This is a genomic window from Candidatus Methanoplasma termitum, assembly GCF_000800805.1.
GTDB classification, from domain to species: Archaea; Thermoplasmatota; Thermoplasmata; order Methanomassiliicoccales; family Methanomethylophilaceae; genus Methanoplasma; species Methanoplasma termitum.
Genome location: NZ_CP010070.1, coordinates 598,548 through 621,074 on the forward strand (window position 1 = coordinate 598,548; position 22,527 = coordinate 621,074).

18 protein-coding genes and 2 pseudogenes are annotated in these 22,527 nt (G+C 48.4%); 9 read left to right on the forward strand and 11 right to left on the reverse strand.

The annotated features are described in order from the left end of the window. The first annotated feature begins 1 nt into the window (after position 1). From Mpt1_RS02770 to Mpt1_RS02785, 4 genes are read left to right on the forward strand one after another with little or no spacing between them, the layout of a single operon-like run. A complete protein-coding gene (locus Mpt1_RS02770; RefSeq protein ID WP_048111891.1) occupies positions 2-1,300 on the forward strand; it encodes a phenylacetate--CoA ligase family protein in 1,299 nt (432 codons plus the stop codon). Further along, positions 1,300-1,728, forward strand: a complete 429-nt coding sequence (locus Mpt1_RS02775) for an ACT domain-containing protein (protein ID WP_048111893.1) — start codon at positions 1,300-1,302, stop codon at positions 1,726-1,728. The genes Mpt1_RS02770 and Mpt1_RS02775 overlap by 1 nt, the downstream gene beginning before the upstream one ends. A 4-nt stretch (positions 1,729-1,732) precedes the next feature. Continuing rightward, positions 1,733-2,695, forward strand: coding sequence for an EF-Tu/IF-2/RF-3 family GTPase (locus Mpt1_RS02780; RefSeq protein ID WP_048111894.1), 963 nt, complete (start codon positions 1,733-1,735; stop codon positions 2,693-2,695). Positions 2,696-2,704: 9 nt separating this feature from the next. Then, positions 2,705-4,009 (forward strand): phenylacetate--CoA ligase family protein, encoded by a 1,305-nt coding sequence (locus Mpt1_RS02785; RefSeq protein ID WP_048111896.1) that lies wholly within the window; start codon positions 2,705-2,707, stop codon positions 4,007-4,009. On the opposite strand, the gene Mpt1_RS02790 is transcribed toward Mpt1_RS02785, so the two are convergent. From Mpt1_RS02790 to pylSc, 5 genes are read right to left on the reverse strand one after another with little or no spacing between them, the layout of a single operon-like run. Beyond that, positions 4,010-4,567: a flavodoxin family protein gene (locus Mpt1_RS02790; protein ID WP_048111898.1), complete on the reverse strand. Its 558-nt coding sequence runs from the start codon at positions 4,565-4,567 to the stop codon at positions 4,010-4,012. A gap of 31 nt (positions 4,568-4,598) precedes the next feature. Further along, entirely contained in the window at positions 4,599-5,417 is an 819-nt protein-coding gene (gene pylD, locus Mpt1_RS02795; protein ID WP_048111900.1) for a 3-methylornithyl-N6-L-lysine dehydrogenase PylD, read from the reverse strand. Continuing rightward, a complete protein-coding gene (gene pylC, locus Mpt1_RS02800; protein ID WP_048111903.1) occupies positions 5,417-6,577 on the reverse strand; it encodes a 3-methylornithine--L-lysine ligase PylC in 1,161 nt (386 codons plus the stop codon). The genes pylD and pylC overlap by 1 nt, the downstream gene beginning before the upstream one ends. Next, entirely contained in the window at positions 6,574-7,635 is a 1,062-nt protein-coding gene (pylB, locus tag Mpt1_RS02805) for a methylornithine synthase PylB (protein ID WP_048111905.1), read from the reverse strand. Before pylB ends, pylC begins: the two co-directional genes overlap by 4 nt. Before the next feature lie 10 nt (positions 7,636-7,645). Then, the gene (gene pylSc, locus Mpt1_RS02810) at positions 7,646-8,353 is read right to left on the reverse strand and encodes a pyrrolysine--tRNA(Pyl) ligase large subunit (protein ID WP_238603143.1); all 708 of its coding nucleotides are present in this window, start codon (positions 8,351-8,353) and stop codon (positions 7,646-7,648) included. 736 nt (positions 8,354-9,089) lie between these two features. Between pylSc and Mpt1_RS02815 the strand changes: the two genes are divergently transcribed. The 3 genes and pseudogenes from Mpt1_RS02815 to Mpt1_RS02830 all read left to right on the forward strand — a co-directional run bounded on the left by Mpt1_RS02815 (position 9,090) and on the right by Mpt1_RS02830 (position 12,762). Continuing rightward, on the forward strand, positions 9,090-9,497 hold the full coding sequence (locus Mpt1_RS02815) for a hypothetical protein (protein ID WP_148305809.1): 408 nt from the start codon (positions 9,090-9,092) through the stop codon (positions 9,495-9,497). Positions 9,498-9,650: 153 nt separating this feature from the next. Then, positions 9,651-11,033 (forward strand): annotated as a pseudogene (locus Mpt1_RS07430) (monomethylamine:corrinoid methyltransferase). A gap of 130 nt (positions 11,034-11,163) precedes the next feature. After that, a complete protein-coding gene (locus Mpt1_RS02830) occupies positions 11,164-12,762 on the forward strand; it encodes a methylamine methyltransferase corrinoid protein reductive activase (RefSeq protein WP_238603144.1) in 1,599 nt (532 codons plus the stop codon). A gap of 32 nt (positions 12,763-12,794) precedes the next feature. On the opposite strand, the gene Mpt1_RS02835 is transcribed toward Mpt1_RS02830, so the two are convergent. The 6 genes and pseudogenes from Mpt1_RS02835 to Mpt1_RS02865 form a co-directional block, all read right to left on the reverse strand. Then, a complete protein-coding gene (locus Mpt1_RS02835) occupies positions 12,795-14,042 on the reverse strand; it encodes an ammonium transporter (RefSeq protein ID WP_052399258.1) in 1,248 nt (415 codons plus the stop codon). 55 nt (positions 14,043-14,097) lie between these two features. Beyond that, positions 14,098-15,483: pseudogene (locus tag Mpt1_RS07435) on the reverse strand (monomethylamine:corrinoid methyltransferase). A gap of 6 nt (positions 15,484-15,489) precedes the next feature. Next, entirely contained in the window at positions 15,490-16,140 is a 651-nt protein-coding gene (locus tag Mpt1_RS02850) for a cobalamin B12-binding domain-containing protein (RefSeq protein ID WP_048111918.1), read from the reverse strand. A gap of 738 nt (positions 16,141-16,878) precedes the next feature. Beyond that, entirely contained in the window at positions 16,879-18,702 is a 1,824-nt protein-coding gene (locus Mpt1_RS02855; protein ID WP_052399259.1) for an SEL1-like repeat protein, read from the reverse strand. 37 nt (positions 18,703-18,739) lie between these two features. Next, a complete protein-coding gene (locus tag Mpt1_RS02860) occupies positions 18,740-20,095 on the reverse strand; it encodes an MFS transporter (protein WP_052399260.1) in 1,356 nt (451 codons plus the stop codon). 7 nt (positions 20,096-20,102) lie between these two features. Continuing rightward, positions 20,103-21,218 carry a DUF362 domain-containing protein gene (locus Mpt1_RS02865; protein WP_048111919.1) on the reverse strand — a complete coding sequence of 372 codons (1,116 nt, stop codon included), beginning with the start codon at positions 21,216-21,218 and terminating at the stop codon, positions 20,103-20,105. A 205-nt stretch (positions 21,219-21,423) separates the two neighbouring features. Here Mpt1_RS02865 and Mpt1_RS02870 point away from each other — a divergent pair, with 205 nt between their 5' ends. Both Mpt1_RS02870 and Mpt1_RS02875 read left to right on the forward strand, forming a co-directional pair. After that, complete coding sequence (locus Mpt1_RS02870) at positions 21,424-21,840, forward strand: S-adenosylmethionine decarboxylase family protein (RefSeq protein ID WP_048113739.1); 417 nt, start codon at positions 21,424-21,426, stop codon at positions 21,838-21,840. A 99-nt stretch (positions 21,841-21,939) separates the two neighbouring features. Continuing rightward, positions 21,940-22,488 carry a hypothetical protein gene (locus tag Mpt1_RS02875; protein ID WP_048111921.1) on the forward strand — a complete coding sequence of 183 codons (549 nt, stop codon included), beginning with the start codon at positions 21,940-21,942 and terminating at the stop codon, positions 22,486-22,488. Positions 22,489-22,527 lie beyond the last annotated feature (39 nt).

A 22,527-nucleotide genomic window follows, 5' to 3' on the forward strand; every position in this document is an offset into this window, starting at 1 on the left:
CATGTATTGGAATAAAGATGTCGAATGTATGCCCGCCAAAGACCTGAAGAAGCTTCAATATCGGAGTTTCAAAACTCTTATAGAGAAACTTTACGCTTCCAACCGATTCTACCATGACAGGATGAAAAGTGTTGGAGTGCTTCCCTCCGACATCGCTTCGCTGAAGGATGTTCAAAAGCTTCCATTCATGTACAAGCAGGACCTGAGGGAGAATTATCCCACAAAGCTGTTCAGCGTGCCCAACACCGAAATGACAAGATATCATGTTTCATCGGGGACCAGCGGAAAACCTACTGTTGTGGGGTACACACCAAACGACATCGATTATTGGAGCGACGCTCTCGCCAGATCCCTTACCTCGATCGGCGTCGGTAAAGAAGATACTCTGCAGGTCTCTTACGGTTATGGACTTTTCACCGGAGGTTTGGGACTCCACTACGGAGCAGAAAGGGTCGGGGCCACCGTTTTACCCACCAGCACCGGCAACACCGAAAGGCAGATCGAACTTATGCAGGACCTGGGCGTGACCGTGATAGCCTGCACGCCATCGTATCTGATGTACCTGATGGGCGTGGCGGCGAAAATGGGTATAGATTTCAGGCGGGATACATGCTTGAAAAAAGCCGTCCTCGGCGCCGAGCCTTGGTCCGAAAGCATGCGTACAAAGATGGAAGAAACAATGGGCATCAAAGCGTATGACATCTACGGCACATCGGAACTGGCCGGTCCGATGTTCACAGAATGCGAGGAGAGGAACGGCATCCACATCTGCGGGGACATAATGTATGTGGAGATATTGGATCCGGATACCGGCGAAGTGCTGGAGGACGGCGAGAAGGGTGAAATGGTGGTGACTATGCTCAAAAAGGAAGCTCTCCCCATTGTAAGATTCCGGATAAAGGATGTCTCGTCGATCTTAAAGGGAGACTGTCCCTGCGGAAGAACATCGCCGAGGATTACCAGAATCAGCGGCAGGACCGATGATATGCTGATCATCCGCGGGATCAACGTCTTCCCGTCGCAGATCGAATACACACTGATGAGGATCCCAGAGATCGGCGATCAGTATATGATAGAAGTGACCAGGGAAGGACCTCTCGACAACATGAAGATACAGGTCGAGCTGAAACCGGAAATGTTCAGCGACAGCGTCACTGATATGGTGAAACTAAGAGCGCGCATAGAGACAGAGTTGAAGAAACATCTGGAGATAGCGGCCGCGGTAGAGCTTAAAGCCCCCGGCGAGCTTCCCAGATTTGAGGGTAAAGCAAAAAGAGTGATTGATAAGAGGGTGATCTGATGGAAAATGAGAATATTATCACACAGCTTTCGATATTCGTAAGCAATGAGCCGGGGCGGTTGGCCGCCATAGCGAGCGTATTAGGTGATTTCAAGATCAACATCAAAGGATTCAATCTCGCCGAGTCATCGGAATTCGGAATATTGAGAACGATTGTGGATGAACCGGACAGAGCGTTCGAACAGATACGGTCAAAAGGTATGATCGTAAAAAAGACTGACATGATAGCGGTCGCCCTCGGCGATTCCCCCGGCTCTTTCTTTGTGGCTGCCGATGTGCTAGGAAGATCGAAGATAAATGTGGAATATGCGTATGCGTACAGCGGCAAGAACCTCAATTATCTTTTTGTGAAGGTAGATGACATCGATAAAGCGATCAAGGTGCTGAAAGAGGCTAAAATAAGGCTGATCAAGAGATCGGAGATATGATCCGATGGGGAACCTGAACGTTGCGGTACTCGGGGCAAAAGACCTCGCCGAGAAAATAGGAAAGAAAGGTACCGTCACGGATGTCACGTTCTTCGAGATAAAAAGAGGGAACGATTCCGCAACTCTGATAGAGCCGTCGAAGTATCCGGAGAAGCTCTCGTCGCTTTTCTATTCTGTGGGTATGTCCGAGTTTGCGATATTGGTAGTGGATAAGATAGACTCCTTCCTGGGAGAATCCATCCTGATGGCAGATATATTCAAAATAAGGAACGGGTGGATAATCCTCAGGAATTACATTCAAAAAGAGCAGCTTGCTCCTTTGATCGCAGGCACTTCTCTTGAAAAATTTGTTTATATAGAAGAAGACCACGTAAAAATGAGAGAAGATATCCTCGATATCGCTCAGAAAGAGGCCCGCAAGCCCGGCGACGGTACCTGCGGGTCTTGCCCGGTCGACAGCCACTTCAACGTTAAGGGCGTCGGAACAGTGGTCCTCGGGTCGGTCATCGACGGATATTTCAGGAAACATGACAAGATGCAGGTGTTCCCGATAAAAAAAGAGGTCGTGCTGAAGTCTATACAGAAACACGACATCGATGCGGATAACGGCGTAAAGGGAGATCATGTCGGATTGGCCCTGAGAGGGATAGAATCCGAAGAACTGGACAGAGGGTATGTTCTCACAACGGATCCGAAAATGAAAATGACCAAAAAGGTAGTCGGAAAAGCGGAGCTGATAAAATATTGGCCCGCACCTCTGAAGGAAGGAATGGTCCTTCATCTGGGTCATTGGATGCAGATGATCCCCTGCCGCATCACCGGCGTCGATAACGGAAGCGATTTCAGGAACCCTTCCCTTACGATAGAGATGGAAACGGAAATGATACACAAACCCGGCGATACATCGGTCATGATGTATCTGGAAGGCGGGAAGCTGAGGATCGTCGGATCTGTAAAGTTAGAATGATGTGATACAATGGATTTTTGGAACAAAAAAATAGAGACGATGCCGCGCAGAGAGCTTGAGAAGCTGCAGATGAGCCTTCTAAGGAAACAATTGCGCACAATGTACGATTCCTCGAAATTCGTGCACGACGGCATGAAGGCCACAGGCATACTCCCCGAGGACGTGGTCGACCTCGATACCTTCCGGAAGATCCCGTTCATGGACAGGAAGGACTTCACCAAGAATTATCCAGATCACCTTTTTGTCAGACCCTACGATGAACTTGTGAGACTGCATGTATCATCCGGAACAACGGGGAAGCCGAAGATCGTCGGGTATACGAGGAACGATCTCGACGATTGGGCAGAATCACTGGCAAGAGGAATGATATCATTCGGAATGTCCCGCAGGGACATCGTGCAGAACTCGCACGGGTACGGACTTTTCACCGGCGGTCTGGGAATTCACTACGGAGCGGAGAAGATAGGCGCTACGGTGATCCCGGCAAGCACGGGTAACACAGACAGACAGATCCAGCTTATGAGGGATGTTCCCGTGACCACATTCGTGGGAACCCCGTCATATCTGTTCCACATCGCAGACGAATGCGACAGGATCGGCGTAAACCTTCAAAGGGATACAAAGGTCAGGCTTGCGATCGCAGGCGGCGAGCCGTGGTCAGAAAGTATGAGGGTGAAGATCCAAAATAAAACAGGGCTTCGCGTCCACAACTGCTACGGTGCGAGCGAGCTATACGGACCGTCCTTCCTTGAATGTGAAAAACAAGCGGGCGTCCATGTCTGGGCCGATATATGCTTGATGGAAATATTGGATGATAACGGCGACCCTTGTGCGGATGGCGAAAGAGGGGAAATGGTCTTCACCATGCTGAAAAAAGAGGCGTTCCCGCTCATAAGATACAGAATAGGGGACATATCATCTCTCGTTTGGGAAAAATGCGAATGCGGAAGGACGCACCCGCGCCTGATGAGGATATCCGGAAGGACTGATGACATGCTGTCGATACGCGGCATAAATGTGTTCCCGTCGCAGATAGAGAGCGTCATCGGCGAGATGCCTTTCCTGAGCACATTCTACCACATTACCGTAGAGAACAAAGACTACAGGGATGATATGATCGTAGAGATAGAACTCAACGAGTCGTCTCTGAAGGACGACATGGTGGATCTTGTGAAAATGGTCAGACAGGTCGAAGAACGTATGAAAAGCGTTCTTAATCTGACCATTAAGGTCAAACTTGTCCTGCCTGGAACATTGAAGAGGTTTGAGGGAAAATCACAGCACGTAACGGACAACCGCAGATACGATTGGTGATCATCCGAGGATCTTTGCGGCGAATTCCTTCAACTCCAGTTCATATTCACCGGAAGATATCTTTTCCTTCTCGGCAAAGGGTATTCTGAGATCTCCTTTGTAATCGATCAGGAAATATTCGCAGAAGTCCTTCATTGCGTTCACGGCATAGTCTGCGATCTCTTCTTCATCACCCAATGTAATGAGCAGGGCAATCTTTTTTCCTTCCATGTGATTATACGGTGAATCTTTTGAATGTGAACAAAGGGCATGTAACCTGTTCAAAAATGCCAGAGTACAGGGGGTGAGCTGCCACATATATATGGGAGATGCCAAGATTATCATGTCCGATGACAAGAACTTTTGATAAAGGATGGACATGTCATCCTTCATTGTGCAATGATTTCTGATCTCACCCCGTTGGCAAGAGCCGCAGTTGCTGCAGCCTTTGATGTTCATTTCGAATATCCGCACCTCTTCGATCTTTGCTTTGTCATCCGCCTCTTTCAGGAATTGTTTTACGAGTTCGGACGTGTTGCCGTTGGGGCGGGGAGAACCGTTCATTACAGTTATCTTCATTTTTATCGTAACTGTATCGATATGCCGCCCCTTATAGATTTTTGAGTCTTGTGAAAGATGCGCTCTGCACCGCCATGACAACAACCCCTATGTCCAGGGGGTCGTTGATTATTGTCTCCGCCCTTTTGATCCCCAGCCCATCAAAGGGGAACGGTATCCCCGGAGATGATATTATTGCTCCTTTTTTCACAAATCTCCCGTCTATCGCACCCGGGCATGCGTTGAGCACAAGCAGATGCGATGACAGGGCCGCATTAGCATCGTCTGCGATCTTTATCGGAACACGGAGAGAAAGTTCTTCCGCAGCCTTTCTGTCTATATCGTAAACTGTCACTGCCGCACCCATCTCGTTCATGAGTTCGGCGGCGATGCTTCCCACTCTCCCCGCCCCAAGTACAAGGACATCTTTCCCTTTGAGTCCTTTTGCCGCTCCTTTGAGTGCCGAGACGTACCCTGCAGCCGTTGCGAACGAATTGTCCGAATATCTTCCGTCTTTAGTGTTGACTGCGATGAATTTGATATCGTCTGCCATAAAAACAATATCCGCCTTGGCGGAGAGGGCTTCTGCGAGGCCGTTCACATCGGTCCCGTTTGTGACGAACGGTTCCATCCCTATCCTTCTGACTATTTCCGCAACAGATTCGGAGAATTTTGAAATAGTTCCTTTACCGGCCGTGATAGGCACTACTCCCACCTTGATCCCGTCAAGGTCGATCATATCGGGCGTGATGCCGATCGCATCGCACGCCAGCTCTATCGTATCCATGCCCGTCAGGGTTATCAGCATCTCGTTGGCACTGTCCAGGGACCTGATGATATCCTTGACCATTCCGTCGGTAAGTCTTGTCATTATACCATCCTCGGAGACCTGTCGACATATTCATCCAGTTCGCATTCGTCCATCACGTTCCTGATGAACTTCTTCCTCTTTTCGAGGACCTCGGCCGGGGTCTTTCCCTTTGTCATCACCGTTGCCCTCCATACATCTTTGCCCGGGGCGTAGTCGGTTATCGCCTCGTCCGCACCGAAAAGCCTCTCTTCGAACCTCGGTCCGTTCACTTTTCCGAAGACCTTTTCACCGGAGGTGCATAAGCGTCCGTTCTCGACTACATAATGTTCATATGCGGAACATTCGTTTCTGTTCTTCCTTCCCGTGCTTTTGTCCATGAATGAGAACGCAAGCTCTTCCAGGATATTTATGTCGGTGGCGGCCCATATCGCCGCCGGGGTCTGACTGGGGATACGGGCATCAACCTCCAACACCCTGAGCCCTTTTTTCGTGTATATCGCTTCCACATCCATCAGCCCCTTCAGTTCGATGGCCTTTGCAATGTTCTGTCCGATATCCTTGAACAGGTCGTCATCTTCTTTCGGTAAAATGTTCGGTCTGCATTCTACCATCTTACAGTCGTAATTATAGTCGAGTATGACCTCGGTCGTGACGAAGGATCTTGCCGCAACCCCCTTTCCGACCACCTCGATGGAAACACTTTTTCCGGAAACGAACTCCTGCATTATCGGTATATCACCGAGATCTTTGACGATCTTCAGCGCGGCTTTCATTTCCTGTTCGTCGTTGACCGCGGAAACTCCTACGCTTCCGCTCTGAGAAGATGGTTTGACTATTATGGGGAACCCGCATTCCGGCCACGGCTGCGGCATCGGTACGCCTATTTTTTCCATGACATCGTTGGTCCTCTTCTTTGAACAAGAAAATCTATAGGCATGAAGATCGAAAAGGAACGGGATGTCCGATCCTTTCATCATTTTGTCCAACACGGTCAGAGCGTCGATCTCTTCGCATGCGGGGATCACAACATCACAGTCATGAAGGACCTTTCTCGCTTTTTCGGTATCCTTGGTCACATCCAGTATCTCGTGTGAGTCTGACAGCGACAGTGCGGGAGCGGTGCCTTTCCTGTCGATCACCATTGTTTCAAATCCCGCTTTCTTTGAAAGGAACGCCGCCTCCATCCCCTGCAGAGCCCCGCCTACGATTCCGATCTTCATCCTACCACCGGCTGTTGTTCCTTCAATTTTTTCAGAAGACTTTCATATTCTGTGTTTGAGGCGGCCTTCTTTCCCATCTCATCAAGGAGGTGCATCACGTGTGCGACCGACCTGTGACCGTTCTCGATGTCCAATTCATGCTGAGCCACTCCGGCGAGATCCTGATGGGGCGGAACTATCGATGTTATCACATTGGCCCCGGCATCCAATCTGCTCTTTAACCCCGCGATCCCTTCCACATCAAGGGAAGCGGGGATCAGCCTGTCTGGGTATATAAGGCGCATGACTGCGATCGCAATAAGTTCATCAATTGGTCTGGACGGTTTCATTTTCTCCATCGGCGTCCCTTTCTGCGGGACGAACGTCATTGCCCTGATCTGTTCGCAGCCGAGTGACCCCATTTTTATTATGGAATCCGCTCTGTCCTTAAGGCTCTCTCCGAGACCGACCATGATCCCGTCCTCCGCCAGAATGCCGGCCTCCCTTGCCCATATCTTCTGACTCAATCTGTTGTCAAAATTCTGTTCGAGGCGAAGTTTATTGAAAAGTTCTCGATTGTATGTCTCTTGGTAACAGGCGAACCAATCTGTTCCAGCTTCCTTGAATTTTACGAAAGAACCGCTAGGAACGGCTCCCGGAGATGCCATTACAGATATATCGATCTCATCCTTGATCGTCCTTGTTATATCCAAGAACTCCTCATAATCGTTAGCGCACATGAACGGGTCCTCGCCCATTGTCAGATCCACAAGATTTATCCCGGCATCCTTGAGGCTTGCCGATAACGCCAGAACCTCTTCTTTTGTCTTCCTGTACCTGGGAAGATCGTTTGTTCTTCTGTAGTAGCAGAACGCACAGTTGTTCCTGCAATGGGTCGAAAAATAAACGAACCCGTACATAAACACCTTTTTCCCGAAGAACCTGTCTCTTACAGAGGCTGCCGCCGAGAACAGTCTGGATATGTCATCTTCGCTCCGAACGGAGAGGAGCTCTGCAACATCTCCCGTCGATGCGCTTCCGCCCATTTCTATTTGCTCTATTATATCAGAAACACTCATCACTTTCCCTTCAGTTTATTTTCGCACCGTTCAAGTAACTCAGGCTCCTGCCAGTCTTCTTAACTGTACTTTTTTCGTTCATTATCATAAGTAATCTTTCTAACCCGAATCCGATGCCGGACCACGGTTCGTGTATATCGTGCGCATTATCGAGTACATGCGGACCGACGGCGCCTGAAGCTACTTCGCCGCCGTCGATCTCCACATCAAGGGTCTCGACATATACATCGGACTCCTCCCTGACAAGAGTATATTCAAGGCCCGTGACCTTCATCACAGCACCAATATGGTCTTTCAGGGCTTCGGTAGCGTCGCCCTCCGGCCCGAGCTCGACAAGATTCAGCATTGTGAACTCTTCCAGGTGGGAACCGCTGTGAGATTCTTTCCTAAAACATGAACCGATCTCGAATATCTTCACAGGACCGTCTGTGTGGTCCCTGAGCTTTCTCATCACATAATACAGGTTCATTGCGTGCATCGGGCGCAGACATCGTTTGTCGTCTATCATGAAGACCTGTTTGTACAGTGGGTGTTCCGGCGTTATCGTCATTTTTTCAAGGGAAGCGACAGAAACAAAAGCCGGGGTCTTCACTTCGATGAACCCTCTTGCAATAAGCGCTGCGGCAAGATCCTCTTCAAGTGCGGCAAGCTGATGTCTTGAAGGCGACCTTAACATTCCGGCTATCTCTTTTTCGTTCGATGAGACCAGGTCGGACATTAATTTTGAGAATGCCTTATCCCTCTGCTCAACATTTTGATATGTGGAATTGTCTCTCGGGTCTTCTCCGAACTCCCTTAACTTCTGGATCTGAGAAGGGGTGAATCCTATACTGATAGTAACACCACCCTTGTCCTGGCGAGAGACCGGGGGATCGAACCCCGCTGGTTGAGCTTTAGAGGCCTACTGGTCCCAGACCGTCTCCCTTCACATTGATCGTACATCATGATTGTTTCTCCTGAATATTTTATTTCTGTGAACATCTGGGTTTCAGCTTGAAAGGGGTTTTTCCTGTCCGCATATCTTTCTATTTATAGGAGGAGGAGTAGAGCGCCCGTATGCAGACAGGGTCCCCGAATGAGAGTCAGACGAGGTCGATCCTTAACGGGATAGATCTGCAGCGGCATTCTGCTCATATGCCACCTAATAATAATATCTTAGTGTTTGTATATAAATATTACTATTATTATTTGATATTTGTATAAAGTTATATTTAAAAGTAATTAATTGCCATAAACAAGTTGTAGAATACTATTAAATACTGTGAATGCAGGCAGACCATATTTTTTGGATCGGCACAGGATGCACAGATAAGATCGGCCCCTCGGCCGAAACTGCCGTCGGCTCAACAATGTTCGGTATTTTTGACATCGAGTGATTCCGACTCCGGATCAAAGAAAAAAGAAGCATCTATTAAAGAGATATGTTTAATATCCAGGAAACAATCAAAAACAATGTGAGGAACACTCAACCCCCGATCATAGGCAGAATAGATTCGTTCCTTTCTCGTTCTGATGCGAAAACGCTCAGGGGAGACAGAAGAATGGGGACGGGGGCGCTCTTAGATATGATAGCCGATCGGATATCCATCGACGATTCTGTGAACATCATTCGTGTAACAGAAGAGCATGAGAAGAACTCGTTGAATTATATCCATTCAATGATTACAATGAAGAAAAATAACTTCATACTCCTTTATGTCGATATTGACGCAGCGAACATAATTGCCGCATTTCCCGACGCAAAGGTGCTCAAAGCGAAAGAGATCTGCCACCAAGTGCCTGTCTGTTTTAAAGAACCTGTCTTGAATAGTTTCGGCGGGCTCAGTTGTTCTGCATTTGTTGACGAGAATTTGTCTGATTGAGTCGCAGTATGTTCAAAAATTCAGATAACAATATATAGTAATTTCTTTTAAAAAATCATTGCGAAAAACATATTATAAAAACATATTCCATATGTTTATATATCAATAACCACGTCAAGGATATATTAAAAAAGAATGTTATTCGGTGATAAGATGGTGGCGGCAAAACCTATAACAATATTCGAAGCATACGACCGATTTCTAAATGGAAAAAAAGAGCGCGAGGACACTTGGGACTATGTGACAATTCCGAACAATGCCACAAAGATGAAAGAAAAATACAAGATAGAGTTCGGAAAGAACATTATCCCGGAAGACAAGGATGAGATGAACAGACTCTTCCTCGCAGGAGTAGAAATGCTTGTCGAGACCGGATTCTTCAATCCCGATCTGGGAAGGGTCATGTATGTCACTGAGTCTGAAGTACTTGAGGGCATAAAAAAAGCTCCGAAATATCTGAGATTGGGGAGCGGTAGAGATGAAGTTATGTGCCAACGGCGCCGCGGGAACGCTCCTACAAAGCCTATCATTCAGGGAGGGCCGACGGGTGCCCCCGTGTCGGAAGAGGTATTCGTTCCGATGATGCAGGGGTACGCTCAAGAATCGACTGTTGATACATTGGTCAGCGGCGTTATGTCTACGGTGGGCGGTCATGCACCGACCGTCAATACTCCCTGGGAGATCAAAGCTACTTTAGCTGAGATCCGTGCAGTGAGAGAAGGAATGACGCTGGCAGAACGTCCCGGTATGGCCATATAGGGACCGAATACCCCGCTGTCCGCTGCCGGACGACTCGTTTCGAGCCTTCATTCCGGTCTGGAAAAGACCGATCTTCATGAATGCTCTCAGCTTAACGAGATGAAATTGGACATGACGGGATTGAACATGCTATCCGGCTGGGCCGTAAATGGGGACACGATCCTGATGGAACAGATGCCCATTTTCGGAGGGTATTGCGGCGAAGCGGAAGAAACGGCGATATGTGACGTCGCAACCACCCTTGCTTCATTCGTAATGTTCGGATCGCACATCCATTTGGACGGCCCGATACACATCAGATGGGGAATAACGACGGCGAGAGAGACCCTCCAGATATCATCCCATGTTGGGGCCGCATTGGATCTGAACACAGACCTTTTGCTCTCGAACCAGTATTATCCTTTGGCGGGACCGTGCACAGAAATGTGTCTGCTCGAGACCGCAGCGCAGTCGATAGCGGATACCGCCTCGGGAAGAGAACTGATATCCGGGTCAGCGGCATCTAAGGGTGTCGCGAGAGACAAAGTAACACCGCTCGAAGCGAGGATCATGGGAGAGGCTGCGATCGCCACCGCCGGTATGAAGATCACAGATGTGAATGAGATCTTAGACCGCCTTATCGGAAGCTACGAGACGGAATTCCACCACCCTCCAAAGAGCAAACGTTTCCAGGATTGTTATGATCTTAAGACGATCACGCCTTCCGACGAATACCTCGGAGTGTATGAGAACAGCATCAATCTGCTCAGCGAGTTGGGCCTGTACATAAAAAATTGAGGCGGTGTTATGATCGAACTTTTCACAGAAAAAAAAGTTTTTACAAACATTTTCTCATATTAGGTGTCGGAGCTTAAGGCAGGCTCTGCACAGTTATTAGGTCGGTGATAAGATGTAGTATGGAATAGCTTTGGATATTGGAACAAGCGGATTGAGGTGCCAGGCGATTGATCTTGAAACAAAAGAGACCTTATCGTCGGCAATGACCTCCCGTCATCCCATCCCGGGGATGAATGTAATAGACCATGTGAATTTTGCAATGGATGCCGGCAGGGATGTTGCGAACAAACTTATGATCGGGGCGATCAATAATCTCTTTAAACTTTTAGAAGTGGATCTTTCAAAAGTATGCAGGATCGCAGTTTGCGGGAATCCGTTCCAGATGTCATTGTTCCAGAACATTGAGATCAGGGACCTCGCGTTTGCAGGAAAATCCATGATAAAAAAACTTGGCATTACTCCTCCCGACAGGAACGGTGCGGTCATAAAAACCTCCCTTCTGGGGATCGAGGGCATTGACGCCGATGTGATCATACCTCCGGCTGTGACACATGAGATCGGCGCTGACGCAATGGCCATGCTTACAGAGACAGGCGTCCTTGAGAAAGAAGGGATCAGGATCGTGGTCGACTATGGGACCAACGCCGAAATGGCATTGATCCATGGGGACAATATATTGACCGGTTCGGCTGCGGCCGGTCCCGCACTGGAGGGCCAGCAGATAAAGGACGGTATGCTTGCGGCACCCGGTGCCATTTCGAACATTGAGATAAAAGAAAATGGGTGGCTCTGTTATGTTCTTGACGATGCACTCACTCCGCAGACGGGCGATCTGATCGACCCGGTCTCCGGAAAGATCGTTTCAAAGGGCAAGATGGACGGAAAAGCGGTCGGGATCACCGGCACAGGAGTCGTTGCGGCAATAGCATGCGGTTTCGAATCGGGTCTCGTTTCGGGTTCCAAGATACTCACCCCGGACGGCACGCTGCATCTGCAGGACGGTGTGAACATAACATCAAAAGACATCGATGAGGCCGGAAAGGCCATCGGCGCCTTACGTGCCGGATATCTTACGCTGATGTTGGAAGCCGGCATTTGGGTCGATGATGTAAAGACCGCATATATGTCCGGCGCTTCCGGCCTTTATGTCGATGCCAAAAAGGCACAGAAGATAGGTATGGTGACCCCTGGTGCAACGGAGATAGTGCAGTATGGGAACACTTCGATCATGCTGGCAAGAAAGATGGTGACTGGAGAGAAAACGCTGGATGAACTTAGGGATATGACAAAGAAGCTGAGAGCAAAACACTGCATGTTCGCCTCGTCCGACGCTTTTAAAGACATCTATTCGGTAGAGATATCCCTGTGGTCATATGGGATGCCGTGGTCAGCATACAATGAGATGATGGATGTGTATGGTCTTAAGCACGTGCCTGCAGAGCCTGAGAGATCGACATCCGAGCGCAGGTCTGCCACCGATCTCCCGGAACTGAGGGGGAAAAAGGTATCGATCCTTGAGAACGCGGGTGTGGAGCTCTCCGGCCTGGTTCAAGGTTGTATCTCGTGCAGAAAATGCGTCAAAGAATGTCCAGAGTCGGCGATAAGTGTGGAAAAAGCCGCTATCACGATCAAGTCGGACAGATGCATGGGCACTGCGTGCAAACGCTGCGAGATGATATGTCCCGAAAAGGTGCTGCAGATAAAAACACTGAGAATAAAAGAAAATTAAGATGTGCGCCCTCTGGGCGCACTGTTTATTTTTTATTCGGCTGGTTTTTCGCTCTTGATAAAGTCGGCATCATCGCTGAACATGTGCTCATCGGGGAACTTTCCGCGGGTGAGCTTGAGTACGAACCCTATCACGATACCAAGTGCTATCGAAATGGCGAATACGCCTATCGCACCGACGAGATTCGTCAGAGAGTCAGCACCATCGATTCCGTACAGCGGTATTGCTATTACTGCCACGATCGCACCGAACCATCCTGCCACTCCGTGCAGGTTGTGTACGCCCATGACATCCAACGCGCCGATCGCCTTTGTAAGCCTCGGATGCAGGTATATGAAACTCAGTGCCGAGATCACTCCTGCGATCAGACCGATTACGAGTGCCGCCCACGGACCGATCATCAGCAAAGGCGCACCGATCGCGACCGGACCGGCAAGCATCGCATATGTGTATATCAGCGGGTTGACCTTCTTCTGTATCGCGGTGCACACTATCCATGCGCTTATTATCGATCCGATTCCGGCAAGGTAGCACACCATCATTCCCCAGAACACCTGGTCTGCGGGCAGCAGTGCGGTAACGAAAGACGGCCAGAGGACCCACAGCAGCATTGATGCCAGCCATACGAACGATACGCTGTGCGTCGTCGTATACATGGGTTCGTTGAACGCTCTCTTTTCTCTCAGTGCTATTGCTACACCAAGGCCGAAGTATGCCGCACACATGTGGACCAGCATCGATCCTCCGGCATCCGAAGCATTGAATCCGAAAACCATGTGGAGCAAGCCTTCGTGTTCCAGGCCTATGCCGAACAGGAACCATTCAACTATCAGGAACACCGGTGCGAACAAAATACCTGCAACGAAGTATTGCCACATCTTCAGTTTTCCGAGGAAGCATCCTATCGCAATGACCACAGTGATCGCGCATATCACGCCCATCAGCATCAGATCCTGATTCCAAGCTTCCTCTATGGACACTCCGAACAGGAACTGCTTTATTGCCAAGTAGACAACAAAGCTGCCGGCTGCGGACAGAAGCACCGCAAGTGCGACTCCCCACTCATATTTCTTAATGAAGAGCATCAAGAATGCGACCAGCATCAACATGAACCAGATCATTATATTCTTTACAAACTTGAAGTTCTCCAGGCCGGTATCGCCGGTGGTAGTATAACCCGACGAAGCAGAAGAATCGCCGGATAAGAACAGTACAAAAGAAATGACTGCTACCATCAGGAAGGCCGCCAGAGCCACCACAGTCTTTACATACATTTTCATCTTTTCACCCCTTTTCTCTAATAAAGGAAAATAAAAGGTTTGGGTAAGGGGATACTCAGTGCTTTATGTCCAGACCGGCTTCCCTCAGCTTCTTGACTGCACCTGCGTATACCTTCAGGTATTCGGCGGTCGGCTTGACGGTTAATACGTCATAACACTCGCTGAATGTCTTTCCGGGAGGCGCTTTGGTGTAGTTCTTCTCGTAGCCTGAGACAAGCTTCTCAAGAACCGCATTGACATCGGGTATCTTCATGCCGGCAGTGGCTATTGCAGCCTCTCCCATGATCCTGGCTTCCATACCTGTTGTCTTATCCATTGCCACACCCTTTGCGGCAGCGGAACCGGAGAGAAGCTCTCTTCCTGATCCCGTGTCGGCAATTGCCTGTGCGGCCGTCTCGAGGAGACACATCTCTGTGCAGGGTCCTGCGATCGGATAGTACTGGTTTGCCAGAAGCAGGTCGGTGTTTGCATCGATCGCTGCCGCCGCGTGCGCGGCTATCTGCAAGGTCTCCCTTGCCGTGGTTATTCCCCACCTTATGTGGATAGGTCCGTCGAGGTGGTAGTTCCCCGAGAACAGAGCGAAGGATGCGAGTGTTGTTGCAACGTCGCAGATCGCTGTCTCTTCGATACCGCCGCAATATCCTCCGAAAATCGGCATCTGCTCGATCATGATGGTGTTACCGTTGGCGGTCCATCCTGCGAGCATGTTCAGTGCGGCCATGTCCACTTTCAATTCGTTCAACTGCGAGCATTCGTGTGAGTCGCACGGTCTCATTCCCGTGTATCTCATGTCAGAGGCGAGACGTCCAGCTGCGGACAGCGGCGTCTCCGGTCCCTACATAGCCATATATGGCCTGCCTGCCCTTGTCCTCGCCTCATCCACTCCCCTGATCTCTGCCATCATGGCGCGTATCTCATAGGGGGTGTTCGTTAGCGCAGGGTGTCCCTCGATCGTTGACATAACACCGTTGACGAGTGTGTCGACGACCGACTCCTGTGCATAACTCTGCATGACTTGAACAAATATCGTTTCCGTAACCGGGGCACCTGTGGGTCCTCCCTGGATTATCGGCTTAACTGGACTGTTACCTCTGCGGGGGTAGAAGCGCGCGCAGTCTCTTCCCTCTCCGAGTATCAATTGTTTGGGGGTCTTTTTTATTCCTTCCCATACTTCCTCTTCGGTAATTTTCAATACCCTCTTGAGGTCCTGGTTGTAGAATCCGGTCTGAACCAGCATTTCCAAACCGGCGTTGAACAAGTTGTTCATCGTTGTTTTGTCTTCCGGTATGATCTTCTTGCCGAAGTTCAGCTTGTATTTTTCTTTAAGTTTTGTCGCGTTGTTCGGAATTGTCGAATAGTCCCACTCTTCTTCGGAGACTTTCTTTCCGGCGATGAACCTATCATACACGTCGCATATGTTAAGCGGTCTTTCTGCTGCCATTTTCATTCACCCCTTCATTTTTGCCATTAGTTTGTTCACGAGCTCAACGATCTCGGCACCGTTCTCAGAGTATCCGTCGGCTTTTATCTCGTCGCACCACTTTTGTGTAACCGGTGCGCCACCGATGATCACCTTGAAAGCCGCTTTTGCTTCTTTCACCGCTTTGACCATTTCGCCCTGTACAATCATGGTCGTTGTCATAAGCGCCGAACCGCCGAGCACCTGTGCACCGTGTTCTGCGCCTGCTTCCATGAACGCCTCCGGCGATACATCGGGTCCCAGATCATAGACCTTGTAACCGGCCCCACGGAGCATTGCGCAACAAACGTTTTTGCCAATCTCGTGGATATCCCCCTGAACGGTCCCCATTATTATGGTACCCTTCATCACATTGTTACCGGCGGTCATGAGCGGTGCGAGTATTGCAAGCCCCTTTTCCATTGCTTTCGAAGCCGCAACTACCTGCGGGAGATAGATCTCTGCTTTGTCGAAACGCTCACCGATCGTTTCCATTCCTTTTCCAAGACCGTCCTGTACTATCACTTTGGGATCGATCTTGGCCTCGATTGCCGCTTTTGTGGCACTCTCAGCAAGTTTAAAATCCCACGTTTCGACGGCCTTTTTGAGGTCTGCTATTATTTTTTCTTTTCCACTCATCTAATCACCACTTTGCCAAATCCTGATCCATAAACGTTGTTTGTCGCTCGGGTTTCGGATTTAGGCTGTCAAGGAAAGACAATAGAGCCTCTCATCGAAACCTGCAACAATGCCTATTCGGATTTGGGACTCATCATACAAACCTTGCCGAAAAAATATCTGCTTATAATGTATATAAAACTATCTTACAATTTTTCATCAATTTATGTTCATATATAAAAATACAACGTATACAGTCAGCAAGAACCTTTAAATTATAATACAAATTTATTTAAAAAAAGACCCTTTCTATGAGTTATATTTTTACTATATTATTCCTATAAGAGGTCTCAGAATACTGCTATTTTTTTTACAACTTTTCAAATGTCCGCACTTCGTATTTGAAAAAAAAATGATCTTCGGATCGGACATCTTACCCGGTATCCGGGATGGATGCGAATCCATCCAACATTTAACTTTCATTTTATGGTGCTCATTTAAGAAAAGAGGTCATCCTGCCATGGTAGTTTATCGTTTGTATAATGCACACAATCGATCGGTTTTTCATTAGAGGTGTTCGGACGTCTTTTTTTACACACAGCTTTATACCTTAATGACCATTCAAGTGCTCATGGCAGACACCTTCAAAAAAACAACGGGATCGAGATTGATGAATGCTTTTCCCGCAATAGCGTTCGCGATCGTATTGGTAATGATCGTTGTTGTTTACTTTGAGATCATCAAATAAACATATGGATCTCAGACCTTGTCCAGGCGTTCCTTGTTCCTGAAACGGAGCATTGCTTTCTTCGCACCGAAGTGTCCAAGCGATGCGGCCTTATTATACCACTTTTTCGCCTCGTTGATATCTTTCTCAACACCGATGCCTTCTTCATAATATCTTGCAAGAATGAACATCGCTTCTGGATCGTTGTTCTCTGCCGCATATTTGTATGATTCGAATGGTGACGCTTCTCCTTTTACGACCACAGCGTTGCCTGTGTACTCTTCGACGATATTCTTTGACACTGTGTGCCCCTTTTCTGCGGCACGAGTATACCAGAGGAGTGCTTTCTTCTCATCGGCTTTCACGCCGATGCCGTTCGCATAACAGTATCCCAAATAGTACTGGCATATCGGGTTGGAGTTCTCTGCGCCTTTTGTGAACCATTCAATGGCCTTCTTATCGTTTCCTTTAACTTCTCTGTTATCAAAATAATAAGAACCTACATAGAGCTGGGATTTACCGTAACCTTTCTCTCCCAGGAATGAATGAAGCTCGAACGCCTTTTGAGGATCCTTTTTCACCCCTCTGCCCTTGGCGTAGCATTCCGCTATTATGAATTGTGATTTTAGATACCCGTCATCCGCAGATCTGGAACACCAGTCGAATCCTTTTTTCTCGTTCTTTTCCACCCCATTCCCGGACATATAGGCACTGCCTATCATGTGGCATGCGGTGGTGTTCCCGTGATTAGCGGACCTTTCAAAGTAATACGCTGCTTTCTTCGGATTCTTCCTTACCCCTATTCCGTCGGTATAGTTCATGCCTGTCGTATACTCTGCATACGGGTCGCCCATATCTGCCGCTTTTCTGAACCATTCCGCCGAAGCGGTATCGCTCTTTGCGACCTGGCCTCCTTTTGCGTAGAGGTTGCCGAGCATGATCATGGCATCTGTCTGCCCTTTCTCTGCGGCGTCTTTCAGTCTTTTCAGGCCTTCGTCCCTGTTCTTATCGACACCTATCCCGCCCATATAACATCTGGCAAGCCCGAATTCTCCGTCAATAGAGCCGTTCTTTGCCGCCACTGTGAACCAACTGTTCGAGAAGATCGGGTCTTTTTCGACGGCGATGCCGTCCATGTAGCATCTTCCCAAATGATATTGCCCCATTGGCGATCCCGCATCGGCCATCTTTGAATATATATCAAATGCCGCTTTCATATCCCTCGGAACGCCTATCCCATGCTCATAGCATCTTGCATACTCGCATTTTGCTCTTTCAGAGCCTTTGTCTGCGCATATTTTCAGCAATGATGCACCTTTGTTTCTGTCACGGGCGATCCCGTTGCCTTTGAGAATACATAGTGCGGTCGAGTACTCCCCATCGATGTTTCCTTTCTCCGCAGAAGAGGAGAACATTTGGAACGCCTTTTCCGCATTCCAATCGGTGCCGATGCCGAGGTCATAGAACACACCAAGCATGTACATTGAGCTGGGAGAACCTTCCCCGGCCTTCTTTGAATGGTATTCAAAAAGTTTTTTGTCCCTGGGGACATCTGTTTCTTTGAAAATGATGTTCAATTCTCTGACTGCCTCATGGTAGCCTTTCAGAGCGGCTTTCGAGAACCACATAATGGATTCGTCGACATCTTTTGTGACTGCAATACCCTCGGCATAGCATTTTCCAATGATGAATTCCGAGTCCGTGTGCCCTAATGATGCGGCCTTCATGTACCATCTGAATGCTTCCGCCTCGTTAACATCCAGGCCGTCGCCGATTGCGTATTTCTGCCCCAGTTTGAAGCAGGAATTTACATCGTTCGCTTCAGCTTTGGAAATCATTTCTTCCAGAATTTCCATCGATACCCATTATCAGCCTACATTATATTAATCTAACTTATGTCCCAACAAGGGGGTCGCTATCTTTCTTTTCTACAGAGAGCGCTATCATAATCAGCGCTACGACCGTCGCAATGAACATTATCCCCCAAACCAAGGCGAAGTTGCCCAGTGTGTAAGAGGCCTTTATTATCGGATCGGTAATCAGTGTGAAAACTCCTGCTCCCAGGAAAAGGAAGAAATTCAACGCAGACACCGACGTTCCTGATATCGCTGTCGGATACCACTCCCTCACCTGAGTGTAGGACAATGTCATGAATCCTCCGGAGAACCCAAAAACGAAACATATGGCCATCCAGAACCAGTAGTTGTCCATTTCTCCTGCGAATCCCCATATTATTCCCCATGTGGCTGCGAACAACAGAGTTCCCCAGAACATCGCTGTACGTTTTGATTTAACGATGCCTCTCCCATTCAAAATACCTATTATCGCCGAGCTCAATATCTTTCCTATACCCAAAGCAAGAATCAGCCACGATGCCGCCAAAGCGAAATCGTACACCTCGTTGAAGTAAATTGTTGCCCATGTGCTTTGAAAGACCATTATCGATCCGTAGACAAAGAAGTATGCCATTGCCATGGTCCAGAACTTCCTGCCGCTCATAAAAACGGTGATCAGTCCTTTGACCACAGAGATCTTTGCATTTGTTGCATCCGTTGTATGTGTTCCCTGCTCCTCTTTTTCTATCTCTTCGATGGCGGGAAGACCCATTTTATGCGGGTGGTCCCTAACGAACGCATAACAAAGCAACGCTATTGTCAAGGTCACCAGTCCCAGGAGCAGGAACACATTTCTCCAACCCACTGCGTCCGCAAGAATATCCAGTGGTGCCGTTGCAGCTATCGCCCCCACATTGCCTACTGCGACCACTATACCAGCGAGTTGTGGGAAATCCTTCTTTCCAAACCAGACAGAAATGATCTTCATCAATGGGATATAAATGACCGCCATTCCGGCAGCGATCATAATTTTTCCCAATAAGATCATCCAGAATTCTGTTCCTAAGAATGTCAGGAATGAACCCACTGTTGCGATCATCATGAATATGAAGGCTGCTTTCCTGGGACCCAGATGATCTGCGAGCAGTCCGCTTGGTATCTGCATCGCCGCATATACCCAAAAATAGGTCGTGCTCAGTAGTCCCACTGTACCGCCGACATCTGCCACTATTTCCTTGCCGACAGTGCCGACGGAGATCCTGTGGAAATAGACAAAGAAGTACGCTGTGGTAAGTATGATGAATATGACCCAGCGATATCTGTACAGAGTCCTTTTCAGTTCCTGTGGCGTTTTTGAGCTTTGACTTTTTACGTCAGCGAAAGTATCTTTTTTGAATAGTGCTGTAATCTTCATGATGGGCTCACTTGACCTCTATGAGCTCATAATCAGATGAACCGAGTTTCATTTTTTCAGCGTGTTCGAACGTTGACTGCCATTTTGTGTTGGGATGTACACACCTGAAGATGTCGGCCGGCCTCTTTCCTTTGGAATTGACATACAGCCTGCTTCCGACTATCATTGGCTGTTTCTGGGAGAGATCTACGCATGCCTTATCCAAAGCTACCGGATCGAAGGATGCCAGCATCCCGACGTTCGGTATTATCGGAAGATCGTTCTCTTTGTGACAATCGCAGAAGGGCGAGACATCCGCTATTATCGAAACATGGAAATTGGGTCTGTCCTTCAAGAGTGCTGCGGAGTATTCCACTATCTTACAGCAGATTATGTCCATTGCCTCGTCCATATTGGCGCTGATCGCGTCAAAGGGGCACATGCCGATGCATCTTCCGCACCCGACGCAGATGTTGTGGTCGATCGATGCTTTTTTGTTGACTGTTATTGCGGAATGAGCGCATGCCTGAAGGCACTTTTTGCAGCCTCTGCATTCCTCCTGGTCCACGCTCGGCTTGCCGGAAGTATGGAGTTCCATCTTCCCTCTTTTTGATGCGCAGCCCATACCTATGTTCTTTAATGCGCCGCCGAACCCCGTGAGTTCATGGCATTTGAAGTGATTGAGCGTTATCAGAACGTCCGCATCGTATATCTCGCGGCCGATCTTTGCGGTTTCCACGTAATCGCCGTTGATCGGAATTTCAACATCGTTAGTTCCTTTCAGTCCGTCCCCGATAACTATCTGGCAGCCTGCGGACATTGTGTTAAAACCGTTGTAGTTCGCCGTGTTGAGATGCTCTATCGCATTCTTCCTCTTCCCCGGATACAGCGTGCTGCAGTCCGTCAGGAACGGTACCCCTCCTTTCTCCGAGACCTTGTCGGCAATGACCTTTGAATAATTCGGTCTCAAAAAGGCCAGATTTCCCATTTCGCCGAAGTGCATCTTGATTGCGACGAACTTTTTATCCATTTTGATGCTTTTTATGCCGGCTGCATCGATCAATCTTCCGAACTTGTCCAAAAGACTGTCCTCTAATTCTGTGTGCATGCTCGTGTAATACACTTTTGGTGTTCCCTTGGGCATCAGACCAGTATCTCGGTTTACTATAAATAGGGTTTGCGACCGGAGATGGAATGTCGAAAAAGAATAGCAAAAATCGCATTTGAGACAGTTTGCCTGCCCTTATGTCTCTTGTCGGATATCGGTCAATTTGTAGCGGCAAATACTTAAAATACTGAAAATGAACTTAGTCTTTAAATAGAAATCAGAGTGGATTCCAATGGAAATAATGAGTTCTAAGAACGGCAACCTCGCTTCGGACGAGGAGATAATGAAAAGATATGACAAAGAGAAGAAATGGGGGCTTGCCATATGCATCGACCTCGGCGAATGCGATCACGCTAAGGTCTCGTCCAAAGAGCACATTACTAAGTTCGCTATCGACCTTGCCGACGAGATCAAAATGAAGAGGTACGGCGATCCGATAGTCGTATTCTTCGGAGCTGAGCCCAAAGTGCAGGGGTATTCCCTGGTACAGCTGATCGAGACGTCTCAGATCTCTGGACACTTTGCCGAGGACACGAACAGAGCGTTCATAGATGTGTTCTCATGCAAAGGATTCCCAGCGAAAAAGACTGCGGAGTACGTCAAAAAGTACTTCGGCGCAAAGAAGATGGAATTCTCATTCTGCTTCAGGGACATTTAAACTTCAATGCCGGCAAAGCCGGCGATTTTTAACTTACGGGCCGGACGGCCTTTTTCTGTATTACAATAAAATATTATTACAGAATGTATACGGGAGGATATGGGCTTAGAGGAGGTCCTCTCAAAGATCTGCGCGGACAAGAATGTGAATTCGGCATTCCTGTTAGAAGGGGAATTTTATGAAGAGGTCATTGAAGAAGAAAGCAGCATCATAGAATGCACCTTCGGAATGCCTTTAGATAACAGGGCGCTGAAAGAGATCAAAACAAAAGAGATGGCCATTTGTATTTTCTGCTACGGCTCCTTCGAGCCCCCTTCGGACCACGTCATGGTAATGGAAGATTGCTGCGGTAATTGGATCGGGCACGATGTTCCTTCCTGCAAGATGCACCAGTACAAGAAGGACGATCCCGATATCATTTGGCTTTGCGATGATTTTGCGATATACCCCAACAGGGCGGTATCACATGAAATGGTGATGGCCATGCTTCCTCTGAGGGTAAAATGCGTAGGCGAGAGCGAAGGGGTGAAAGACCCCGTAATAATGTATCCCGCGACATCGACCGACATTATGCTCAGAAAACATTTCGGGATCCCTCTCGGGGATGCGAGGATCGCATCGGCGATCATGGCTTTCAACATCCTGTAAAAATGAAAACGTAGTATAACTGTACTATACTCATTATAT

Coding starts and splice junctions, on each gene's coding strand:
- Mpt1_RS02870 (WP_048113739.1), top strand. CDS start 21,424: ATGAGTTCTAAGAACGGCAACCTCGCTTCGGACGAGGAGATAATGAAA.
- Mpt1_RS02770 (WP_048111891.1), top strand. CDS start 2: ATGTATTGGAATAAAGATGTCGAATGTATGCCCGCCAAAGACCTGAAG.
- Mpt1_RS02855 (WP_052399259.1), bottom strand. CDS start 18,702: ATGGAAATTCTGGAAGAAATGATTTCCAAAGCTGAAGCGAACGATGTA.
- pylC (WP_048111903.1), bottom strand. CDS start 6,577: ATGAAGATCGGAATCGTAGGCGGGGCTCTGCAGGGGATGGAGGCGGCG.
- Mpt1_RS02775 (WP_048111893.1), top strand. CDS start 1,300: ATGGAAAATGAGAATATTATCACACAGCTTTCGATATTCGTAAGCAAT.
- Mpt1_RS02785 (WP_048111896.1), top strand. CDS start 2,705: ATGGATTTTTGGAACAAAAAAATAGAGACGATGCCGCGCAGAGAGCTT.
- Mpt1_RS02860 (WP_052399260.1), bottom strand. CDS start 20,095: ATGAAGATTACAGCACTATTCAAAAAAGATACTTTCGCTGACGTAAAA.
- Mpt1_RS02875 (WP_048111921.1), top strand. CDS start 21,940: ATGGGCTTAGAGGAGGTCCTCTCAAAGATCTGCGCGGACAAGAATGTG.
- Mpt1_RS02835 (WP_052399258.1), bottom strand. CDS start 14,042: ATGAAAATGTATGTAAAGACTGTGGTGGCTCTGGCGGCCTTCCTGATG.
- Mpt1_RS02865 (WP_048111919.1), bottom strand. CDS start 21,218: ATGCCCAAGGGAACACCAAAAGTGTATTACACGAGCATGCACACAGAA.
- Mpt1_RS02780 (WP_048111894.1), top strand. CDS start 1,733: ATGGGGAACCTGAACGTTGCGGTACTCGGGGCAAAAGACCTCGCCGAG.
- Mpt1_RS02850 (WP_048111918.1), bottom strand. CDS start 16,140: ATGAGTGGAAAAGAAAAAATAATAGCAGACCTCAAAAAGGCCGTCGAA.
- pylB (WP_048111905.1), bottom strand. CDS start 7,635: ATGAGTGTTTCTGATATAATAGAGCAAATAGAAATGGGCGGAAGCGCA.
- pylD (WP_048111900.1), bottom strand. CDS start 5,417: ATGACAAGACTTACCGACGGAATGGTCAAGGATATCATCAGGTCCCTG.
- pylSc (WP_238603143.1), bottom strand. CDS start 8,353: ATGTCCGACCTGGTCTCATCGAACGAAAAAGAGATAGCCGGAATGTTA.
- Mpt1_RS02790 (WP_048111898.1), bottom strand. CDS start 4,567: ATGAAGATAACTGTAATGAACGGTTCTCCCCGCCCCAACGGCAACACG.